The following is a 19,980-nucleotide window of genomic DNA, read 5'->3' on the forward strand; positions in this document are numbered from 1 at the left end:
GACGCAGGATCTCCTGCGGGAGGCAAGTGGCGCGATGCGCGGCGCCATGACACAGCTTGGTCTCTCTGCTCATGGTCATACCCTCAGCAGCTTGGCGCTGCTCTTGCCCCACAGGGGGTTGATGATGGCGCGGGTGCCCCAGATGCCGGTCACCATGCTGGAGATGAGCCCCAGGATCAGGGTGATGGAGAAGCCCTGCAACGGGCCGGAGCCGATGGAGTAGAGCACCACGGCGCAGATCAGGGTGGTGATGTTGGCATCGAAGATGGTGCTGAAGGCCGAGCGATAACCAAAATCGATGGCGTTGGCCAGACTCCCACCCTCCCGCAGCCTGTCTTTGATCCGCTCAAAGATAAGCACGTGGGTATCCACCGCCATGCCGACGGTGAGCACCAGGCCGGCGATACCCGGCAGGGTCAATACGGCCCCCGGCAACACCGCCAACATGCCCACCTGCATCAGCAGGTTGCCGATGAGCGCCGTGATGGCGACCCAGCCGAACTTGCGATACCAGGCCATCATGAACAGCATCATGCCGGCCATGCCAAACGCCAGGGCGGTGAAGCCCGCCTCGATGTTCTGCAGACCTAGGGTCGGGCCTATGGAGCGCTCCTCCAGGATCTTGAGCGGCGCGGTGAGAGCGCCGGCGCGCAGCAGCATGGCGAGTTCCTGGGCTTCCGGCACGCTGGCAAGGCCTGTGATGCGGAACTGGTTACCGAGCGCGGTCTGAATGGTGGCGACGTTGATCACCTCGCTCTGGGCGCGTAGCTTGCCCTGGCTGTTGGTCTTGTATTCGGTGAAGACGGTGGCCATGGCGCTGCCCACGTGCTGGCGGCTGAACTGGTTCATCTTGCTGCCCCCCAGGGTATCGAGCACTATGCTCACCTGAGGCTGACCCATCTCCCCCATGCCGGCGCGGGCATCGACGATGTGCTCACCGGTCAGCACCGGCTTGCGGGCCATGCCCACGGCCTGACCGTTGCGATCCGCCATGAAGAAGTGGCTGTCCGGCTTGGCCTGATAAAAGGCGAGCGACGCGGTGGCACCGATCACTTCCTTGGCCTGTTTCGGGTTGTGCACCCCGGGCAGCTCGATGCGAATGCCGTCCAGGCCCTGACGCTGAACCGAGGCCTCGACGATGCCGAGTTCGTTGATCCGCTTTTTCAAAATCGACAGGTTCTGGGTCACGGCGTTGTTGGCGAGCAGGGTGCGCTCGGCCTCGCTCATCACCAGCCGCAGTTCGTTGCCGCTGCGCTTCTGGGTCCACTGATCCTGACGGGTACCGGCACTCTCCTTGATGATGTTGAGCCAGGGGGTTTCGTCCACCGCCTCCGGCAAGATGACGCGCACCTCCCCTTCCGCTACCCGTGCCACGTTGGCGCCTCGCAGGCGCGCCTCGCGAAACTGGGTGCGCAGGGAGTCCACCAGGTTCTTGGTCTGGTTGTCCACCACGAAGCTGAGATCGACCCCGATCAGCAGCTGGGAGCCACCACGCAAGTCCAGCCCAAGCTTGATGGGAGCGGCGCCGAGTTGGCTTATCCAGGTCGGGGCATTGGAGTAGAACTCCAGGGTCAGGGCCGCGCTGTCATAGCCTTGCTGCTCCAGCAGCTGCTTGGCGCGCTGTTGCTCGGACTGGCTGTTGAACACCAGCTCGACCCGCTCTTTCTGTTGCACCTGCTTGACCGGCTCTATCTGGTTATCGCGCAGCAGAGTGCGCTGCGCCTCGGTCAGGCTGGTCTGGCCGTGCAGGCCGAGGGAAGGCTGCTCACCGAAGAAGGTGGGCAGGGAATAAAAGGTAAAGGTGAGCAGCATGAGCAGCAGCAGGGCGTACTGCCACATGCTCATGCGGTTCAGGGTAAGACGACTCTTTTTTCTCATGGCAAAAGCCTCTGTCAGGAGAAGGCGGCGGGCACGAAGCCGAGGGTTCGCACCACGCAGGAAAATGAAACAAGACAGACATTCCGTTCACTAAAAGTGAACAGATAGAGAAGAAGATGAGGCTACAGCGGGAAACCGGACCCCATCGGAGTCAGGCGATATAACTCTGGGAGAAGCGGTATTGCAGATGTCGGCGCTGCAAGCGGCGTCGATGAATGGTGGCGAAGTGATCGAGGAAGCTGCTTCTGGGGTAGAACAGGGCAGCGTAGAGCAGAAGGCCGTACAGCAGCAGCAAGATGGCCTGCTGAGACCAGCTCATGACCAGCTCGTAGACGACGTTATGAGGGGCATTGTCGCTGCGCAGCGAATGTTCGAGGCGCAGCATGTAATTTTGATGAGAACCGACAAACTTCACCACGCCATCGTCGCTGTTGCTGACGTCGTGGACAATCAGCGTCTGCTCGGGGACAGACTGATTGCCAGATAGCTTGAACCCCTCCACCGACAAGGTAGAGAACAAGAGTACGAGGGTGATGAGCAGAGTCATCGCCGCCAGTTTCACTTTGTCCAACAGGCTCAAAAAGTTAATTCCCATACAATAGAAAGGGCAAACTACCATAGCGGCCCCGTAAGGACAAGGGCGACAAGCCTCGCAGCCGGTCGCCCTTGGCCTTGCTGACGGGGTCATATCAGCTGTTGTTGGTCATCGCCGCGAAGTCCTCGGCATAGTCCTTGAGCAGGGTATAGAGGTGGGCGCGCTGGGAGAGATCCATCGACTGGCTAAGATCGCTCAACCACTTGATGGTGCGCTGGCGGGACTGATCAGTATAGCCGGTGAAGCGCCCGTCCATCAGGCCATCCCCCTGCTGCAACAAGCGGGTCAGCTCCTTGCCAAAGTCCGGGCTCTGGCGCTGCTTCATCAGCCGCTCCAGCTCCATGGTCCAGGCCCCCTGAAACTCGAGCCAGGGGCCCATCATCTCGTATTGCCACTCGGCCCACTGGGCGATCAGCGGCGCCTGAGCCGGCTTGACCTTGCCAATCCAGAACTCCAGCCGCTCGTTCATCTTGTCCCGAAAACCCTTGAGCATCTCGGTCTTCGACTCGGTGGCAAAGTCGTGCTGCCGCTCCTGCTGGCGTTTCACCCGATCGTGCATGAAGTGCGCCACCTGGGCATCGGTGAGGGTGCGGGCGAGGCGCACCGTGCGGGGAATGGCGTTCTCCAGGGTGCGGGTCAGGCTGGCCTGCGTCTTGTCCAGATGCACGGCGACCTGCTCCGGGCTCATGGGGCTCGCCACCGCCTTGGCCAGGGCATCCAGATCCCGGGTGTAGATAGGCAGCTCATGCTGGCGATGCCAGGCCATCAGCCCCTTCACTTCGCTGTCGAGCAGCTGCTTCTGGCTGCGATCCAGCGAGAAATAGTCATCCAGTTGCCAGACGATGGCCGAGTCGAGCCAGTAATAGATCACCCGGGTGGCGCAGCCCGTCAGCAGCAGGCAGAGCAGCAGCAGACTCCAGCTGCGGGGTTGACGCCATGAGAATGTGGTTACCATGCGTGTCTCCAATTCGTTGAACAATAAGCGTCATCAAAGGCTCGTGGCCCGCGTTCTTAGCCTGTGTAGTATCAGGGCCGAGCCAGCCGGGATACTCGCCGTCACTCTGTCTATTCCAGCCGTCGGCGATTAGTGTCGATCAAGGCCTGATAATCGGGCCCCGCTTGCTGCTCAGCCATCAGCAAGCCCCACAGCAGGCCGATGTAATCGACCCAGGGCAGGAAGGCGTCTGCCTGAAATCCTTTGCCATTTAGCAGCTTATGAGCACCATCCCTGCCTTCAAGATAGCAGCTCTCCAACTGGCACTGCTGTTCTTTGCTCCAACCATGGGTGCGCACTATGCTGGCCAGCTCGAACCCCGGATGACCGGCGGCGCCATACTCCCAGTCGATGACCCAGGGCCGCGTCCCCAACAAGTTAGCCGGATTGAGATCATGATGGCAAGGGAGCCAGCAATCGTCCGGTTCACGACTGGCGAGCAGCCCCCGCTCCAGCGCCGGCAGCCAGGCCGGAATGCGGGCAAGACGGTCGCGATACGCGCTCGCATGGGCTCGCACCGCCATCACCACGCGAGGCAGCGGTAGCCGGTGTAGGCGGCCGAGCACCTCGGCCAACAAGGCTGGCTGTTCTGCCAATGGTGGCGGCGCGGCGGCCCAGTTTGGCTCGTCGCACCAGTCCAGCAACATCAGGCCGGTGGCGGGGTCGCTGTAATGACAGGGTAAGGCCAGCCCCTGCCCCACCGCCCCCTGGTAGAGTTGCCACTCGGTGGCGCGGTCTATGCCGAGCCGTAGCGGATCCGGGTGTCCGCAGCGCAAAAAATAGCTGCGCCCCGAGGGGAGGCGCAGCCGGTAGTTGCAGTTGGTGAGGCCAAGGCTCAGGGATTCGAGCCGTCCCAGGCACCAGGGTGCCGGCAGGCTGGCCAGCAGACTCAGCTCAGCAAGATCGCCACAGGGCTGATGCCACTTACCAACCAAAGGTGGAGGTCTTAGCCTGCTTGCGGATCTCTTTCTGATCGGCCCAGAGCAGCTCACCGTTCTCCAGATCCATCAGGTTCATGGTCATCTGGTAGTAGACATCCTTCAGCTTGCCATTGTCCTTGACGATGCTGGCCAGGTTGCCATAGACCATGTAGCGGGCACCGGTCTGCTTGCCAAGGCGCACCATGGTCGCGGGATCCACCATGCCACTGCCCTGCTGGTATTCGAGCTGCTGCTTGACCGCCACCACCTTGCTCATGTCGACGAAGCGGAACTTGCCGGCGCGCAGCAGCTTGGTACGGATAGTGTCGGTGATGGCCTCGGTATCGATGTGCTCCGAGGTCTTGTTACGAATGGAGTCCATAAACATCACGGGGCGGCCACCGGCGGTGATCTCGCTGGTCGCCGGCGAACTCAGCATGGAGTCTGCCATCTTGTCAGCTATGGCCTGCAGGTCGCTTGAGCCGTAATCCACGGTCACCGTCTCGGTTTCGGTCGCATCGCCATAGCTGACGGTGGTGCTGGAACAGCCGCCAAGCAGCAGGGCGCCGCTCAGCATCAGCAGGGCATGATTCATTTTCATCAGTTCGATTCCTCAATCACTTCACGGACATAGACCCTGTACCCCTGAGCCGTCGGGTTCGGCGCCAGGGCGGACAGGGTACGGCTCTGGTGGCCGTGCAACTTGATCGGCGTCCAGCCGCGACCATCGCTGGCCACCTCCTGGCCGCTGCCATCATACCAATAGAACAGGTATTGCAGATGGTTATCCCCGGACTGGGTATTGGCCAGGATCACGTTGACCTGCAACAAGCCGTTCTGCTGGCGGCGGCTCTGCTCGGTCAGGGTCACGTCCAGAGAGCTGTTATGGGTCTCCAGGGGGGCTGCGCCCCCCGCCGGGGCATAGAGCGCCACGCCGGAGGTGTTGGTGGTACAGGCTGACAACAGCAGCATCAGGCCAAGGGCCGCACCATAAGCTTTCATTCTCGTCTCCTTATCGACCGTCAAAGGTGGCCAGCGGTGGCCACCCTCAAGGGCATCAATTATCTTTGGCGCTGCCGCTAGAGCGGCATCACCCGGGTGGTCAGACCGGCGCCGAGGCGCTGCACCCACACCAGCGTGGTGCTCCCGGCATGGATGTTGAGTGGCAACTCGCGCATGGCGCTGCCCGCCCCCAGGGTGAGCCTTATGTCCCCCGCGGGCAGTGACCCTTGCCAACTGGAGGCCTGGGCCGGCAGCGTCAGCCAGCTGCGGGTATCGGCCCGCTCGGACAGGGTGTTGAAGATACCAACCAGAATATTGCCCACATCTCCCCCCTCCTTGGCGGCACTGCGCCGCACCTGCTCCTTGGCCACCAGCCGCAGCGCCTGACGGGTCAACATGCCCGGCAGCCGCTCCTGCAAGTCTTTGGCGGCCAGCGCCTCGAGCCGTACCAGCGGGCTGGTCTGCTCATGGCGACTCCCCAGGCTCACCGCCAGGGGGCCGCTGTCGCTGGCCCTATTGTCGTAATAAGGCACCGCCACGGTAAAGGTACGAAAATCGCCGCCCGAGGTGGCAATGGGCAGCGGCAGGAAGAATTCCCGTCGCGCCGGGATCAAGCCATCTTCAAACAGCACCACCAGTTGGCCCTGATTTTTCACCAGTGGCGGCGCCTTGCGGCCCAGCTTCTGCTCGGTCTCGCGCAGCTCGTCGGGGGAGCCACGCAGGCGAGCCAGGCGCAGCAGGGCATCCTGCAGGCTGCGGTTATCCGGCGCTATCTGGTAGCCACGCTGATAGTCGACCCAGGCATCGTTGAGATCCCCGCTCGCCTCATACAAGACTCCCGAGAAATAGAAGGTATAGGCGTTCTGAAAGCCGTTCTTCACCTGGCCTATCAGCCGATCGAGGCTCGGTGCCCCGCGCGACATGAGCTGGCGCATCTGCTCATCCCCAGCCTCTTCCTCTTGCGCCTTGGCCGCCCGTACCTCGTCGGCGCGGGCCTTGAGGGCGCGCTCCTGCACCTGGTTGGCGCGGCGCACCTCCACCAGGGCACCCTCGGCGTCGCCCCGCTGCAAATAATTGAGCGCCTGATAATGGTGCAGCATGGTGCGCTCGTAGTCGGGCACCTGATAGGCCATGGTCTGGTCGTTGGTGAGCAGGCTGCCCGCCTGAGCCAGGCCACGGCTCAGCCGGTATTGGGCCTGTTCGTCTTCCCAGGCGAGGCGGCTGTCAGCGGCAGCGAAGGCCTGCTTGCTGCCCGCATCCTGCCCGGCGAGCCAGGCGATGCGCCCCTGCTCGAGCCTGTCCAGCACATAGGTGTCGTCCCCCAGGGTGGACTCGCGCACCTCGGGCAGCGCGTCTGCGGCATGACCCAGCAACAACTGGTTGCGCAGCGGCACCATCTGATCCGAATAGGAGACGAAGAGATCCTGCCAGTGGGAGGCGCAGCCCCCCAGTAGCAAACCGGCCAACAGCAGGCCGGCCATAGAAACGGGACGCATCACAGGCTGAGCAGAGGTCCCAGCGGCTGGCCACCGACCAGGTGCATGTGGATGTGATAGACCTCCTGCCCGCCGTGGCGGTTGCAGTTCATGATGAGGCGATAGCCGTTTTCGGCGATCCCGGCCTCCTGCGCGAGCTTGCGAGCCACGGTGAACATGCGACCGAGCGCCAGTTCATGATCCGGTTCCACGTCGTTGACGGTGGGGATCAGCACGTTGGGCACGATCAGGATGTGGGTCCTGGCCTTGGGCTGGATGTCGCGAAATGCGGTCACCAGATCGTCTTGATAAAGGATGTCGGCGGGGATCTCTTTGCGGATTATTTTGCTGAAAATGGTTTCATGCGCCATGGGTAACTCCTTTATATGAAAAAGAAAATTCTACACAAACCTCAAGCGAATCCCAAATTTGCCGGCGAGGTTCACCAAGTGTGACACAAGCCGATATTTGACACAGCCGTTGTCCCATTCTCTTCAGTTATTGTTAAAAATACCGATAGTCAGGGAGACGTCCTCGGCATGACCCGATGCATAGCCCCACAAGGTGGAGTGCAGGGTATCAAAGGGACGGGGTACTCAGGCAAGGGACTTTTGCATAGACAGCGGGACAATAATGAAACAAACCATGTCAGACCTCTCTATCTTACAGAGAGTCTATTTAGGCTTTGCCATCCTGGTCGCCGTGATGGTAGCCACCTCGGTGCTGACCTTTCGCAGCCAGCGCGAGCTCAACCAGGCGCTGGATCAGGTAACGCAACAATCAATGCCGCTGGTGATCGCCAGCAGCCAAACCCAGATAAGCCTGCTCAGCGCCAACAAGTGGCTCACCGACGTGCTGACCGAGCAAGATCTCAAGCTGCTGCCGGGAGAAGTAGCCGAATTGCAGCAGAGCAAGCTGCAAGTCGACAAGATGCTGGCCACCCTCAAGCAGCAGGTCGCGGCGCACCCTGAGCTGCAAGGGGAGATGAGCGCCCTCCTCAAGCTGGTCGGCGACTATCTGCAACTGACCCAGACCCTGCCCACCGAGCACGAAGCCCTGCTCACCCGATTGCACAAGGTCAATCAGGCCAAGGGCCAGTTCCAGGTCAGCCTGCCCCAGTTCAAGAAGAACCTCGGTGACATGATGGTTTCCATCGACGACAGCTTCATCAAGATGCTGTCCGAGACCCTGACCACCAAGCTCTCCGCCATCGAGCTCTCCACCATGGATGCGCTCAATCAGAGCATCCCGACCCCCATAGAGGCGGCGCTCAAACGCAACAAGATGCAGATCGAGAGCTTCAACAGCACCATCAAGGATCTGCAAGGGGAGCTTGCCAATTTCGACAACGACGTGGGCCACCATGTGCGGGCCTTCGTGCGCGACACCAGCGCCCCCGACGGCCTGCTCTCCCAATATCTGGCGCTGATGAAACAGCAACAGGCCATGCGTGAGCAAAGCAAGCAGGCCAGCCAGCTCATCGTCAGCATCCAGAACCAGCTGGAGGGGATCACCGCCCAGAGCCAGCAGCTGATGAACGCCAGCATCCGCGCCTCCGATCAGGTGCAGACCCAGAGCACCCTCACCCAGGCTGTCAGCATCGCCATCGCCATCCTGATCGCCATCCTGGTGGCCTTTACCCTCGGCAAGGCCATTCGCCGTCCGCTGAAAGAATTGCTGCGGGTGTTGACCGAGGTGACCCAGGGCGACATGACCCAGCGGGTTGGCTTCAAGAGCCAGAACGAATTCGGCCAGCTCGGCAGCCAGATCAATCTGCTGATCCAGCAGATGGGGGATGTGCTCAAGCAGCTCTCCCTGGCGTCCAACCAGCTCAACAGCGCCGCCCATGACAACCGCCACACCACCGAATCGGTGCGGGCGGATCTCGAGAAGCAGCGCCAGGAGACCGCCTCGGTCGCCGCCGCCATGACCGAGATGGAAGCTTCGGTGCGGGAGGTGGCCCAGGCCGCCAACCAGACTCTGGAGCGGGTGATGGACGTGGAGAAGGCCTCCCAGATGGGCCGCAAGGTGATGGCCGGCAACATCACCACCACCCATCAGCTGGCGGGAAAACTGCAGCAGACCGGTGCTGTCATTGCCGATGTGAGCGCCATGAGCGGCCAGATTGGCAACATTCTCGATGTCATCCGCGGCATCGCCGAGCAGACCAATTTGCTGGCACTGAACGCCGCCATCGAAGCCGCCCGCGCCGGTGAGCAAGGTCGCGGCTTTGCGGTGGTGGCGGACGAAGTGCGCAGCCTGGCCGGGCGCACCGCCCAGTCCACCAGCGAGATCCAGACCATGATCGAGAACCTGCAGCAGGGGGTTGCCCGGGCGGTCTCAGTGATGCAGGAGTGCTCCCGCGAGATGGACAGCTGCATGGATCAGAGCTCCCAGGCCAACAACGCCATGGAAGAGGTGCAGGGCATAGTGGTGTTGATCAGCGACATGTCGAGCCAAATAGCCTCCGCCGCCGAACAGCAGCAAGCCACCAGCGCCGACATCGCCACCAATCTCAACCGCATCTCCGACATCTCGGATCTCAACTACAAAGGCATAGAGCGAGTGGCCGAGACCAGCCAACAGCTCGACACCCTGGCCGAGCAGCAGGAAGGGCTGGTGCAGCGCTTCCGGCTCAGTGCCTAAGGGTCGAAATAGATCATTGTGAGGGGCCAGCTGGCCCCTTTTTCATTGCCGTTTTCATTGCCGCGCAGGCCAGAGGATGAAAGCCGGATCCCGGTCACGGACAGCCGCCCTCCCCTCGGCCAGCATGGCCCTATGTTTCCCTTTGCGGCCCTGTCGCGCCCAGGATGTTGTCATGATCTCCCTCAGCCAGTTACTGCTGTTTGCCGCCGCCTCCCTGCTGATGGCCCTGACCCCGGGCCCCAACATGATCTATCTGCTCTCCCGCGCCCTCTGTCAGGGACGGATGGCGGCCCTCATGTCATGGGGCGGCGTGGTGCTCGGTTTCAGCGTCCACATGCTGTGCGCCGCCGTCGGCCTGACCGCGCTTTTCATGGCGATCCCCATGGGCTATGAGCTGCTCAAAGTCGCCGGCGCCCTCTACCTGCTGTGGATGGCCTGGCAGGGGATAAAGCCGGGTTCGACCTCCCCGTTCGAGCCATCGCCCCTGCCGGCCCACTCCGCCGGCCGACTGTTTCTGATGGGCCTGCTCACCAGCGTGCTCAACCCCAAGGTCGCTATCTTCTACCTCTCGGTGCTGCCCCAGTTCATCAGCCCAGAGGCGGGCTCCGTGCTCGGCCAGAGCCTGCAGCTCGGCACGGTGCAGCTGCTCATCAGCGCTGCCGTCAACTTGGGAGTAGCCCTGTCTGCCGTCCATATCTCCGGCTGGTTTGCCCGCCACCGGCTCTGGCTCGCGGTGCAGCGCTATCTGATGGCCACCGTGCTCGGTTTGCTCGCCGTCCGTCTGCTGGCCCAGGGCCGCAGTTAGGCGTGCAGTCACACAGGATGGCCACGGTATTCGGCCTGCTCGCCGTCCGCCTGCTAGCCCAGGGTCGCAGTTAGGCGCCTGGCCTCCATCACACAGACAACAAAAAGGCTCCCATTGGGAGCCTTTTACGATGAACAGGGATGCCAGATCAGGCGTAGGCGATAGCGCCCTTGCCAACCCCTTCATAGGCGACAATTTTCACAAACTTGTCACCCACCTGCTTTTTGACTTCGCGGGCGATGTAATGGGCCAGCAGCTCAATGGTTGTGTCGGTGTCGATCATCTCGACCTCCGCCGCCGGCATGGCGAGCTGGAACAGCCCCTGGGGCGCCACGTACTTGAAGCCCAGATGATGCTCACCCAGATGCGCCTTGGCGAGATCGCTCAACGCCAGCTCTGACAGGGCTACCTTGTCTTCTTCGGTGCCGAGGTAGATATCGTTCCAGCGCTCGGCCCAGTTCAGCTCCAGCTCTTCGTCTCGCTCGCCATCCACCAAAATCTCGATGGGAGAGCGGTGACCGTGGGCGATACGCTGACAGTTGCCGTCGTGCTTCTTGAGGCCATGGCTGTAGTGATAGAAGGCGCCGTCGAGGCGCTCTTGGCGCAGGGTCAGCGACAAGTCCTTGATATTGCCCGGCAAGCGGGTGGCCAACACCCCCAGCAGATAGCGGGTCACAGCTTCCTTGTCCACCTGAGTGGCGGGAATGAAGGCGAATGCCTGGGAGGGGCTGCGCAGATGGATGGAGCGCGTCGGGCGCAGCAGATCCACGGTGCACTCGTCGTTGTCGAGCGCGTCGATGTGCACCAGCCCACAGCCGGTCGGCACAAGCAGCTTGTGATCCACCTCTTCGTCGATGATCGACTTGATGAGCTTCTTCACCCGGCCGAAGTCCAGCAGCATGCTCATTTCGTTGAGCTCACCGCTCATTTCGATGTCGACCAGCCAGCTCTCCCCGACCATGCCACGGCGTTCGCACAGATAGCTGGAGTCGATAACGGTCAAATCTCTTACAAATAACTTCATCACTCAGACCTTGCTAAAGAGAAAGTGCGGTTTGGGATATTATGACCCCGGATTATCGGCAAAGGAACGGTCGATTACTACCGGTACATGGCCGGAGTCATATGGTGAGAGGGTTGTGGCAGCCTCTCCGACATAGCCAAGAGCCCCACTCTCTCCTTGTTAGAGCACACCTCCGCCCCAACGCGTCCCAAAATATCCAGCAATTCAGCAACACCGAAAAACCTTTCAGCACGGCATGCGACGGCCAAGGCAGAGCAAGCGGGAATAATGCGTTGATTGGGACAGGACACATGAAAAAGCGCCTGCAAAGGCAGGCGCATCATGACAACAGGTCAATCGACATACTCACAGCCACAGCTGCTGTAGTCCAAGTTCTTTCCCGTGTATACGTGGCATGACTTCTCATGCACGTTGTCTTTATAGAGCCGCACCGTCAGGTGGGTCTTTTTATCCGTCGCTGTCTCATGGGGACCCGCAACCACCATGGCCCCCGACCTGGCCCCGGCCATGTTGCTATAGGCCGCGACTGTCTTGCACTGCATGACCACATTGGTCGCCGCTCTTTTACTCATCGGCTTCGTGGATGGCGCATCCCAATTCGTGGAGAAATCGAGATAGGCGGCCATCGCGGGCTGTGAGCCAAGGAGGAACACCATCGCCACACTGGCGAAGAAGATCTTCCGCATCTCTCTGAACCTCACTTTGCCATGGCCGAGGCTTGGAGCGCCAAGGCGGAGACATAGGCCGAAACCGCCCTCACATTGGCGCCAAAGATGGCCGGGTTACCCACGGGACAGGAGGTCTTCACCGTCATCTTGCCCTGATCGTTAAAGCTCACCTTGGAGCTATAACCCCCGCTGGCATTGACAGAAAAGAACGGCCATACCCCGCCTTTTGCCTGTGCATTGATCTCCTTCTGCTCCTCGGCAGAGTAAGTAGCATCTGAGGTCATCACGATGTCGATCCCATCCACGATGATCAACCCTTCGATGATGCGTTGCAGATTCCCATCCGGCCCGAAGGTGTTCGCCCAGGTGATGGGGTTACCGGTGGACCAGGCATTTTCACCCTTGTAGGCGTAGTTCAGGAAGCTGGAGTTGTACCAATCACCCGGCTTGAAGGTCTGCACGGTCACCACATGTTGGAAAGTGGCGTCGATGGTGACTTCCGAGCTGGTGAACTTGCTGGTGGTCTTGCTGTAGCCGCCACTGCCACCCAGGGAGAAGATGTCGAAGAAGCCGCTCACCCCACCTTTTGCCCAGGTAGTGGACACATCGGAGGAGGAGGTCTTGCTATCAACATGCACTTCTTTTTTCGGGCCATGTGCGATGGCACCGCCGACGATGTCGTCGATCTTGATGTTGTACAGGGTGTCTTTCTTGGGATCGAACGGGTGATCCGCATCGCTGTTGGTGTAGTACTTCTTGGAGGCGACGTTGACGATGTTGTGGGTGTCTTTGTTAAAGACTGAAATGGCGGTCGTGGCCACGTTGTCCGGTAGATTCTGGCCGGCCCAGAACTCGAACAGTCCCGGCCACCCGTCGGCCTCTTTGAGCTCTTTGGGGGTCACTTTCTTCTTGTAGTCCATCCATTCACTCAAGTAGTCACCCATCACCCGCTTGAAGTCATCGCTCATGGGAGCAATGACTGCGCTGAACAGGCCACCGTAGTCCTGATAGAAGCTGTTGAGGGACCCAAGAGACAGCACAGTGGTCAGCGCTTTGGGTGGAATGGCATCGATCACCTGCCACAGATCACCTGTGGTGTAGGGCAACGCCACCCCGGGTTGGAGCAGCATGAACGAGGACTTGTCCAGTCCCAAGCCATCCACCGCCGCCAAATACCACATGTCTTGCAGGGTCTGTACTGCCTTATCTACTTCAGCCATTTTCAAACTCCTTTTGGTTCTAGCTGCGGCGATATACCGCTCGAGAAACCTAGTTGGAGTACACGGCCCCCTCTACTGACATAAGTGCCAGTAGAGATTTAACTCCCCCAGCACTAGCAAAAACAAACGGGGGCTAAACAACAGGATAGGGGGTGGCGACCTTCAGCTATCGGGGCTAGACCACGAAAAAGTCGTTATCTATGACGCCATGACGGGAAAATGCATCGTTATTATTCCCTATGCCATCTTTATAAGGCATTGATAATAAACACTATATTTAACGCCGAACAACTCCCAGCTCAGACCTCATACCTTGCGGCTGGGTAGGGTCCATGTAGAGCCTTGGCAACCCCAACACTTGCGAGGCCTCGCCATGACTCCCCCACCAAGGCGTATCTCGATCCCCTCAACCTGCAATCTCACACCTCAGCATGGCGCTATGCTGAGCCAGGCATCGAGCAGCAAAGATGGGTGAACTCTCACAGAGCATCTCGAAACACTTCTCGTCCATCTGCAGGAAGAGTGAATGGGACTCGCCGAGACGCAAGAGCGGCGCAACAGCCCGTACAACATGAGGTTGCCAGCGAGTAGCAGAGCGCCCATTAAAATCTCGCATATATTGCTGCGCAAATGGGTCACGCAGACCTTGCAATGTTACAATCGGTCTACGGAAAATGGTTTGCCTCAACCCACAGCGCTGTGGCAAATCGGATCTGGGAACAGATGCTGTCGCGGGACCTGGTTGCCCCGATACGCCCCATGAAGAACAGAACAAGTAGTAAGCTGTTGATTTGTAACTATAAATATCTGTAATTCCCGGCAAAGGAACTGGAACTCCCCATGAACAAATTGCTTATCAAGAATGCCACCCTGGTCAACGAAGGCCGCATCTATGCCTCCGACGTGTTGATCGAGGGGGAAAGGATCGCTCGCATCGCCCCGGATATCAGTGCCCCCGATGCGGTGGTGATCGATGCCGCCGGTCGTCACCTCATCCCCGGGATGATCGATGATCAGGTCCACTTCCGGGAGCCCGGCCTGACCCACAAGGGCACCATCGCCAGCGAATCCCGCGCCGCCGTGGCCGGTGGCACCACCAGCTTCATGGAAATGCCCAACGTCAATCCCCAGACCACCACCATCGACGCCCTCGAAGCAAAATACGAGATAGCGGCCAAGGGTGCCGCCGCCAACTACAGCTTCTATCTGGGTGCCACCAACGACAACCTGGAAGAGATCAAGAAACTCGATCCCAAGCAGTCCTGCGGCATCAAGATCTTCATGGGCGCCTCCACCGGCAACATGCTGGTGGACAACCAGGAGACCCTGGCCGCCATCTTCCGCGAGAGCCCGGTGATGATCGTCACCCACTGCGAGGACACCCCGTCCATCAAGGTGCTGGAAGATGAAGCCCGCGCCAAGTGGGGCGAGGATGTGCCGATGCGCGAGCATGGCCGCATCCGCAGCGCCGATGCCTGCTACAAGTCCTCCAGCATGGCGGTGGGGTTGGCAAAGAAATACGGCGCCAAGCTGCACGTGCTGCACCTGACCTCCGCCAAGGAGCTGTCACTCTTTACCGCCACCCCGGATCTGAAGGATCTCAAAGACAAGAACATCACCGCCGAGGTGTGTGTTCACCATCTGTTCTTCAATGAGGCGGACTACGACACCCTGGGCAGCCAGATCAAGTGCAACCCGGCGGTGAAGACAGCCGCCGACCAGCACGCCCTGCTCGATGCGGTACGCAACGACGTGCTTGACATCATCGCCACCGACCACGCCCCCCACACCTGGGAAGAGAAGCAGAACAGCTACTTCAAGGCGCCGTCTGGCGTGCCGTTGGTACAGCACTCCATGCAGGCCCTGCTTGAGCTCTATCACAACGGCGTGTTTTCACTGGAGACCATTGTCAAGAAGACCTCCCACGCTGTGGCCGAGCGCTTCCAGGTGCAGGATCGCGGCTACATCCGCGAGGGTTACTTCGCCGACCTGGTGCTGCTGGATCTCGGCAAGCCCTATGTGGTCAACGACAGCAACCTGCTCTACCTGTGCGGCTGGTCGCCGTTCAACGGCTATCGCTTCCAGAGCACCATCGAGATGACCCTGGTCAACGGCCAGATCGCCTGGCAAAACGGCCAGGTCACCGATCAGGTACTGGGCAAGCGCCTGACCTTCAATCGCTGATCTGAGAGGTTAACCGCTTCCAGAGCGCCATCATTGAGATGACCCTGGTCAATGACCAGATCGCCTGGCAAAACGGTCAGGTCACCGATCAGGTACTGGGCAAACGCCTGACCTTCAACCGCTGATATGAGAGGTTAACCGCTTCCAGAGCGCCATCCTTGATGGTGACCCTGGCCAACGGCCAGATCGCCTGGCAAAACGGTCAGGTCACCGATCAGGTGCTCGGCAAGCGGCTGACCTTCAATCGCTGATCTCTGCCTCCTGGTAATTAAGTGCCAAACGGCCGCCCATCAGGGCGGCCGTTTTTCATAGCGGCAGGCGGATTGATGCCGAAAAAGGGAGTCCTTGGTCGCACTTTGATCCGAAGTTGCTCGCAAAGCAGGCGAACAGTCTCGAAGTACCATTTCCTCTGTTGACAGGGCAGGACCATCTCCATAAACTCAGCCCCCGTCAGCCGAGCTGACTCCGTCGGTGTGTAGCGCAGCCAGGTAGCGCATCTGCATGGGGTGTAGAGGGTCGGAGGTTCGAATCCTCTCACACCGACCAAATTCCCCGAGAAAGGCCTTGTCAAACGACAAGGCCTTTTCTTTTGTGCGGCGAGTGGCCCCTGTGGCGCTATCAGCCGACCCGCGATTGTCTCGCCGATCGGTTTGTGTTGTAGTGATGCGGTGTTTCGTCAATCGGCCCGCAAGATGTCCTTTCCCCGCTCTGCCCTCCTTTGCCTCGCCCTGTGCGGGAGCCTGCTGACCCTGCTCGGCGGCTGCGCCACCGCCTATGACAGCGAAAAATCCTTCTGGAACGGCCAGACCGGCTTCTCCGAGACCCGGCTCGGGGCTGACAAGTGGCAACTGGAGTTTGTCGGCAACGATCTGGTGGACAGGGAGACGGCCCGTAAATACGTGCTCAAACGCGCGGGGGAGATGGCGCTGGCGCAAGGCTACGCCTGGGTAAACGTGCAGGAGCTGACCATGGCGCGGGACGCGGTGAGAGTCACCCCGACGCGCCCGCAATTTGGCTTCGATGAATACGAACCCGATACCTTCATGGACGACATGCACGTGGAGCATCGCATCTCGGCCCTGCTGACCTTCTCCCTCAGCCACCGCCCACTGGACGACAAGAGTCTGGAAGCTGTTTATATTGCAAACGTAAAAATAAACAGTGATTAATATAAGTTAAATGCAAGATCTATATCACATACAACTAATAACAACATAAAGTTCTGCCATAAGCCGCTGGATTTCCATTCCGTGATTAGGCATGCTGCCAGCACACCGGCTGTCAGGATTCCATGGCCCGGATCACAAAAACGGACTACGGTGGCACCCTGCCACCGACACACGCACTGCACATATCGACACTGGGACACCCCCATGAAAATGAACAAATTGACGGTAGCCATCCTTATCGCGATGCTGCTTGGCATTGCTACTGGCCAAGGCTACCGCCTGCTGGCGCCCGATCAGGCCGCCGGTTTTGCCAATGACATCACCATCTTGACCGACATCTTCCTGCGTCTTATCAAGATGATCATCGCTCCTCTGGTGTTCACCACTCTGGTGGTGGGCATTGCCAAGATGGGCGACACCCGCACCGTGGGCCGCATCGGCGCCAAGACCCTCGGCTGGTTCATGCTGGCCTCGCTGATGTCCCTGACCCTGGGACTGGTGATGGTGACCCTGATGCAACCGGGTGTCGGCCTCTCCCTCTCCCTGCCGGATGACACCGCCAGCTCAGGGGTCGTCGCCGGCGCCATCAGCCTCAAGGACTTCGTCACCCACGCCATTCCGAAGAGCGTGATCGAGGCCATGGCCACCAACGAGATCCTGCAGATCGTGGTGTTCTCGCTGTTCTTCGGCCTGGCGGCCGCCGCCCTCGGCGATCTGGCCAGACCCGTGGTCACCCTGATGGCCAGCACCGCCGAGATCATGCTCAAAGTCACCGGCTACGTGATGAACTTCGCCCCCTTCGCGGTGTTTGGCGCCATCTCCGCCATGGTCGCCAAAGAGGGGCTCGGCATCCTGGTGACCTACGGCAGCTTCATGGCCCAGTTCTATCTGGCTCTGGCCTGCCTCTGGCTGCTGCTGATCGCCATGGGCAGCCTGTTTATCCGCCGCCGCATATTCACCCTGCTGGCCATGATCCGCGAGCCCATCCTGCTCGCCTTCTCCACCGCCAGCTCCGAAGCCGCCTATCCCAAGACGCTCGACCGACTGGAAAAGTTCGGTTGTGACAAGCGCATCGCCAGCTTCGTGCTGCCGATGGGCTACTCCTTCAACCTGGACGGCTCCATGATGTACTGCACCTTCGCGGTCATGTTCATCGCCCAGGCCTATGGCATCGAGCTTTCCATGGCGCAGCAGATCACCATGCTGCTGCTGCTGATGGTCACCTCCAAGGGGATGGCGGGTGTGCCGCGCGCCTCGCTGGTGGTGATCGCCGCCACCCTGAACCAGTTCCACATCCCGGAAGCCGGTATCCTGCTGCTGCTGGGCATCGATCACTTCCTCGACATGGGCCGCTCCGCCACCAACGTGCTGGGCAACGCCATCGCAGCCAGCGTGGTGGCCAAGACCGAGGACAGCCTGGGAGAGACCCAGCCTCTGGACGAGCCCACACTCGCCAAGGCGTGATGACTCGCATCATGAAAAAGGCCCGCAACTGCGGGCCTTTTTGTTGTGCCTGTGTCAGCACCAGCGCCGCACCCGATGGCAGTACTGTACGTAGGCAATACCGAAGCGGGCGCGCAGGGCCCGCTCTTCTGGCAGGATCTGAAAGCGGGTGAGCCAGGCCACCAGCAGCAAGGGACCAAGCCAGACCCAAACACCGCCAAGATAGCAAGCCAGCGCCATCAGCCAGCACAGCAGCCCCAGGTACATGGGATTGCGGCTGATGCGATAGACCCCCTCCGTCACCAGCACCCGGCTCTGCTGCAAACGGATCGGATTGACCGTGGTGCGTTGCTTTTGAAAGTGCAGGAGCGCCCCGCCCCCGAGCACAGCGCCCGCCAACCAAAGCCCCCCGGTCAGTACCAGCAAGACACCTCTCCCCCTCGCCTCCTCGCTCCCCAGCCACATGGCGAGCGCGATGACGACAAACAGCAACAAAGGTGGGATTCGGAGCTCGAAACGCATATTTTCTTCCTGTAAAAAGTGCCACGAATGGCACCAATGAGATACACTCGCATCGCCGGTGACTGGGTAAAAAGTTAAAGAGATCATCTACATAGAAACAACAGCCCAGCAACACCGTCTCTCGCATCTGAACCAAGACCTCCTCAACAGGAACAATAAGAAGGAATCATCCCATGCACAAGAAAACCCTGCTCGCGACCCTGGTCTTCGGCCTGCTCGCCGGTCAGGCGGTCGCCGCCCCTTACCTGCCACTCGCCAGCGACACCCGCAACGGCCAGGAGCAGACCGCCGCCAACGCCTGGCTGGAAGTAGATCTGGGTGCGTTTGAGCACAACATCCAGACCCTCAAGGATCGCCTCGGCGACAAGGGCCCGCAGATCTGCGCCATCATGAAGGCCGATGCCTACGGTCATGGCATCGATCTGCTGGTGCCCTCCGTGGTCAAAGCCAATATTCCCTGCATCGGCATCGCCAGCAACGAAGAGGCCCGCGTGGCCCGCGAGAAGGGCTTCGAAGGCCGACTGATGCGGGTCCGTGCCGCCACCCCCAATGAAGTGGAGCAGGCGCTGCCCTACAAGCTGGAAGAGCTCATCGGCAGCCTGGAAAGCGCCAAGGGCATCTCCGACATCGCCCTGCGTCACAACACCCAGATCCCGGTGCACATCGGCCTGAACTCAGCCGGCATGAGCCGCAACGGCATCGATCTGCGCCAATCCGGCGCCAAGGACGAGGCCCTGGCCATGCTCCAACTCAAGGGCATCACCCCGGTCGGCATCATGACCCACTTCCCGGTGGAGGAGAAAGAGGACGTCAAGCTGGGCCTGGCCCAGTTCAAGCTCGACAGCCAGTGGCTGCTGGAAGCGGGCAAGCTGGATCGCAGCAAGATCACCATCCATGCCGCCAACTCCTTCGCCACCCTGGAAGTACCTGACGCCTACTTCGACATGGTGCGCCCGGGCGGCCTGCTGTACGGCGACTCCATCCCCTCCTACACCGAATACAAGCGCGTCATGGCGTTCAAGACCCAGATCGCCTCGGTCAATCACTACCCGGCTGGCAATACCGTCGGCTATGACCGCACCTTCACCCTCAAGCGTGACTCCCTGCTGGCGAACTTGCCGCTCGGTTACTCCGATGGCTATCGCCGTGCGCTGAGCAACAAGGCCTATGTGTTGATCCAGGGTCAGAAGGTGCCGGTGGTCGGCAAGACCTCCATGAACACCATCATGGTGGACGTGACCGATCTGAAGGGCGTGAAACCCGGTGACGAGGTGGTGCTGTTTGGCCGCCAGGGCGACGCCGAGGTAAAGCAGGCGGATCTGGAAGAGTACAATGGCGCCCTGCTGGCGGACATGTACACCATCTGGGGCTACACCAATCCCAAGAAGATCAAGCGCTGATAGCGGATCGGAAATAAGAAAGGGCTCCCGCAGGA

The 19,980-nt window shown here is 60.3% G+C and carries 18 protein-coding genes and 1 tRNA gene; 7 read left to right on the top strand and 12 right to left on the bottom strand.

Features of this window, described 5'->3' with window-relative positions:
- Nucleotides 1-75 precede the first annotated feature (75 nt).
- The 8 genes from secD to hinT form a co-directional block, all read right to left on the bottom strand.
- Nucleotides 76-1,878, bottom strand: a complete 1,803-nt coding sequence (secD, locus tag BN1137_RS09560; RefSeq protein ID WP_050718374.1) for a protein translocase subunit SecD — start codon at nt 1,876-1,878, stop codon at nt 76-78.
- Nucleotides 1,879-2,029: 151 nt separating this feature from the next.
- On the bottom strand, nt 2,030-2,497 hold the full coding sequence (locus BN1137_RS09565) for a hypothetical protein (protein WP_050718375.1): 468 nt from the start codon (nt 2,495-2,497) through the stop codon (nt 2,030-2,032).
- Between the two features lie 70 nt (nt 2,498-2,567).
- Nucleotides 2,568-3,428 (bottom strand): DUF6279 family lipoprotein, encoded by an 861-nt coding sequence (locus BN1137_RS09570; protein WP_050718376.1) that lies wholly within the window; start codon nt 3,426-3,428, stop codon nt 2,568-2,570.
- Between the two features lie 110 nt (nt 3,429-3,538).
- Entirely contained in the window at nt 3,539-4,402 is an 864-nt protein-coding gene (locus tag BN1137_RS09575; protein WP_050718377.1) for a phosphotransferase, read from the bottom strand.
- Nucleotides 4,392-4,988, bottom strand: coding sequence for a penicillin-binding protein activator LpoB (gene lpoB, locus BN1137_RS09580; protein ID WP_050718378.1), 597 nt, complete (start codon nt 4,986-4,988; stop codon nt 4,392-4,394). The genes BN1137_RS09575 and lpoB overlap by 11 nt, the downstream gene beginning before the upstream one ends.
- Entirely contained in the window at nt 4,988-5,389 is a 402-nt protein-coding gene (locus BN1137_RS09585; RefSeq protein ID WP_050718379.1) for a YcfL family putative periplasmic lipoprotein, read from the bottom strand. Before BN1137_RS09585 ends, lpoB begins: the two co-directional genes overlap by 1 nt.
- 77 nt (nt 5,390-5,466) lie before the next feature.
- Nucleotides 5,467-6,885: a COG3014 family protein gene (locus BN1137_RS09590; RefSeq protein WP_050718380.1), complete on the bottom strand. Its 1,419-nt coding sequence runs from the start codon at nt 6,883-6,885 to the stop codon at nt 5,467-5,469.
- Complete coding sequence (gene hinT / locus BN1137_RS09595) at nt 6,885-7,235, bottom strand: purine nucleoside phosphoramidase (protein ID WP_050718381.1); 351 nt, start codon at nt 7,233-7,235, stop codon at nt 6,885-6,887. The genes BN1137_RS09590 and hinT overlap by 1 nt, the downstream gene beginning before the upstream one ends.
- Nucleotides 7,236-7,509: 274 nt before the next feature.
- On the opposite strand from hinT, the gene BN1137_RS09600 reads away from it, so the two are divergent.
- A complete protein-coding gene (locus BN1137_RS09600) occupies nt 7,510-9,510 on the top strand; it encodes a methyl-accepting chemotaxis protein (protein WP_408605540.1) in 2,001 nt (666 codons plus the stop codon).
- Between the two features lie 172 nt (nt 9,511-9,682).
- A complete protein-coding gene (locus tag BN1137_RS09605) occupies nt 9,683-10,315 on the top strand; it encodes a LysE family translocator (protein WP_050718383.1) in 633 nt (210 codons plus the stop codon).
- 148 nt (nt 10,316-10,463) lie between these two features.
- On the opposite strand, the gene BN1137_RS09610 is transcribed toward BN1137_RS09605, so the two are convergent.
- The 3 genes from BN1137_RS09610 to BN1137_RS09620 all read right to left on the bottom strand — a co-directional run bounded on the left by BN1137_RS09610 (nt 10,464) and on the right by BN1137_RS09620 (nt 13,227).
- Entirely contained in the window at nt 10,464-11,339 is an 876-nt protein-coding gene (locus BN1137_RS09610) for a 6-carboxytetrahydropterin synthase (protein ID WP_050718384.1), read from the bottom strand.
- 332 nt (nt 11,340-11,671) lie between these two features.
- Nucleotides 11,672-12,025, bottom strand: coding sequence for a hypothetical protein (locus BN1137_RS09615; protein WP_050718385.1), 354 nt, complete (start codon nt 12,023-12,025; stop codon nt 11,672-11,674).
- An 11-nt stretch (nt 12,026-12,036) separates the two neighbouring features.
- On the bottom strand, nt 12,037-13,227 hold the full coding sequence (locus tag BN1137_RS09620) for a hypothetical protein (protein WP_050718386.1): 1,191 nt from the start codon (nt 13,225-13,227) through the stop codon (nt 12,037-12,039).
- Nucleotides 13,228-14,067: 840 nt separating this feature from the next.
- On the opposite strand from BN1137_RS09620, the gene BN1137_RS09625 reads away from it, so the two are divergent.
- From BN1137_RS09625 to BN1137_RS09640, 4 genes are all read left to right on the top strand, one after another.
- On the top strand, nt 14,068-15,411 hold the full coding sequence (locus BN1137_RS09625) for a dihydroorotase (RefSeq protein WP_050718387.1): 1,344 nt from the start codon (nt 14,068-14,070) through the stop codon (nt 15,409-15,411).
- Nucleotides 15,412-15,880: 469 nt separating this feature from the next.
- Nucleotides 15,881-15,957, top strand: a tRNA-Pro gene (locus tag BN1137_RS09630).
- A 146-nt stretch (nt 15,958-16,103) separates the two neighbouring features.
- Nucleotides 16,104-16,580 carry a CC0125/CC1285 family lipoprotein gene (locus BN1137_RS09635; RefSeq protein WP_050718388.1) on the top strand — a complete coding sequence of 159 codons (477 nt, stop codon included), beginning with the start codon at nt 16,104-16,106 and terminating at the stop codon, nt 16,578-16,580.
- Between the two features lie 204 nt (nt 16,581-16,784).
- Nucleotides 16,785-18,044, top strand: coding sequence for a dicarboxylate/amino acid:cation symporter (locus BN1137_RS09640; protein ID WP_050718389.1), 1,260 nt, complete (start codon nt 16,785-16,787; stop codon nt 18,042-18,044).
- 54 nt (nt 18,045-18,098) lie between these two features.
- On the opposite strand, the gene BN1137_RS09645 is transcribed toward BN1137_RS09640, so the two are convergent.
- A complete protein-coding gene (locus BN1137_RS09645) occupies nt 18,099-18,545 on the bottom strand; it encodes a methyltransferase family protein (protein ID WP_050718390.1) in 447 nt (148 codons plus the stop codon).
- Nucleotides 18,546-18,718: 173 nt separating this feature from the next.
- On the opposite strand from BN1137_RS09645, the gene alr reads away from it, so the two are divergent.
- Complete coding sequence (gene alr / locus BN1137_RS09650) at nt 18,719-19,945, top strand: alanine racemase (RefSeq protein WP_050718391.1); 1,227 nt, start codon at nt 18,719-18,721, stop codon at nt 19,943-19,945.
- The last annotated feature ends 35 nt before the right edge of the window (nt 19,946-19,980 follow it).

Origin of the sequence: Aeromonas tecta, from assembly GCF_000820185.1 — a bacterium.
In the GTDB taxonomy this organism is placed as follows: domain Bacteria; phylum Pseudomonadota; class Gammaproteobacteria; order Enterobacterales; family Aeromonadaceae; genus Aeromonas; species Aeromonas tecta.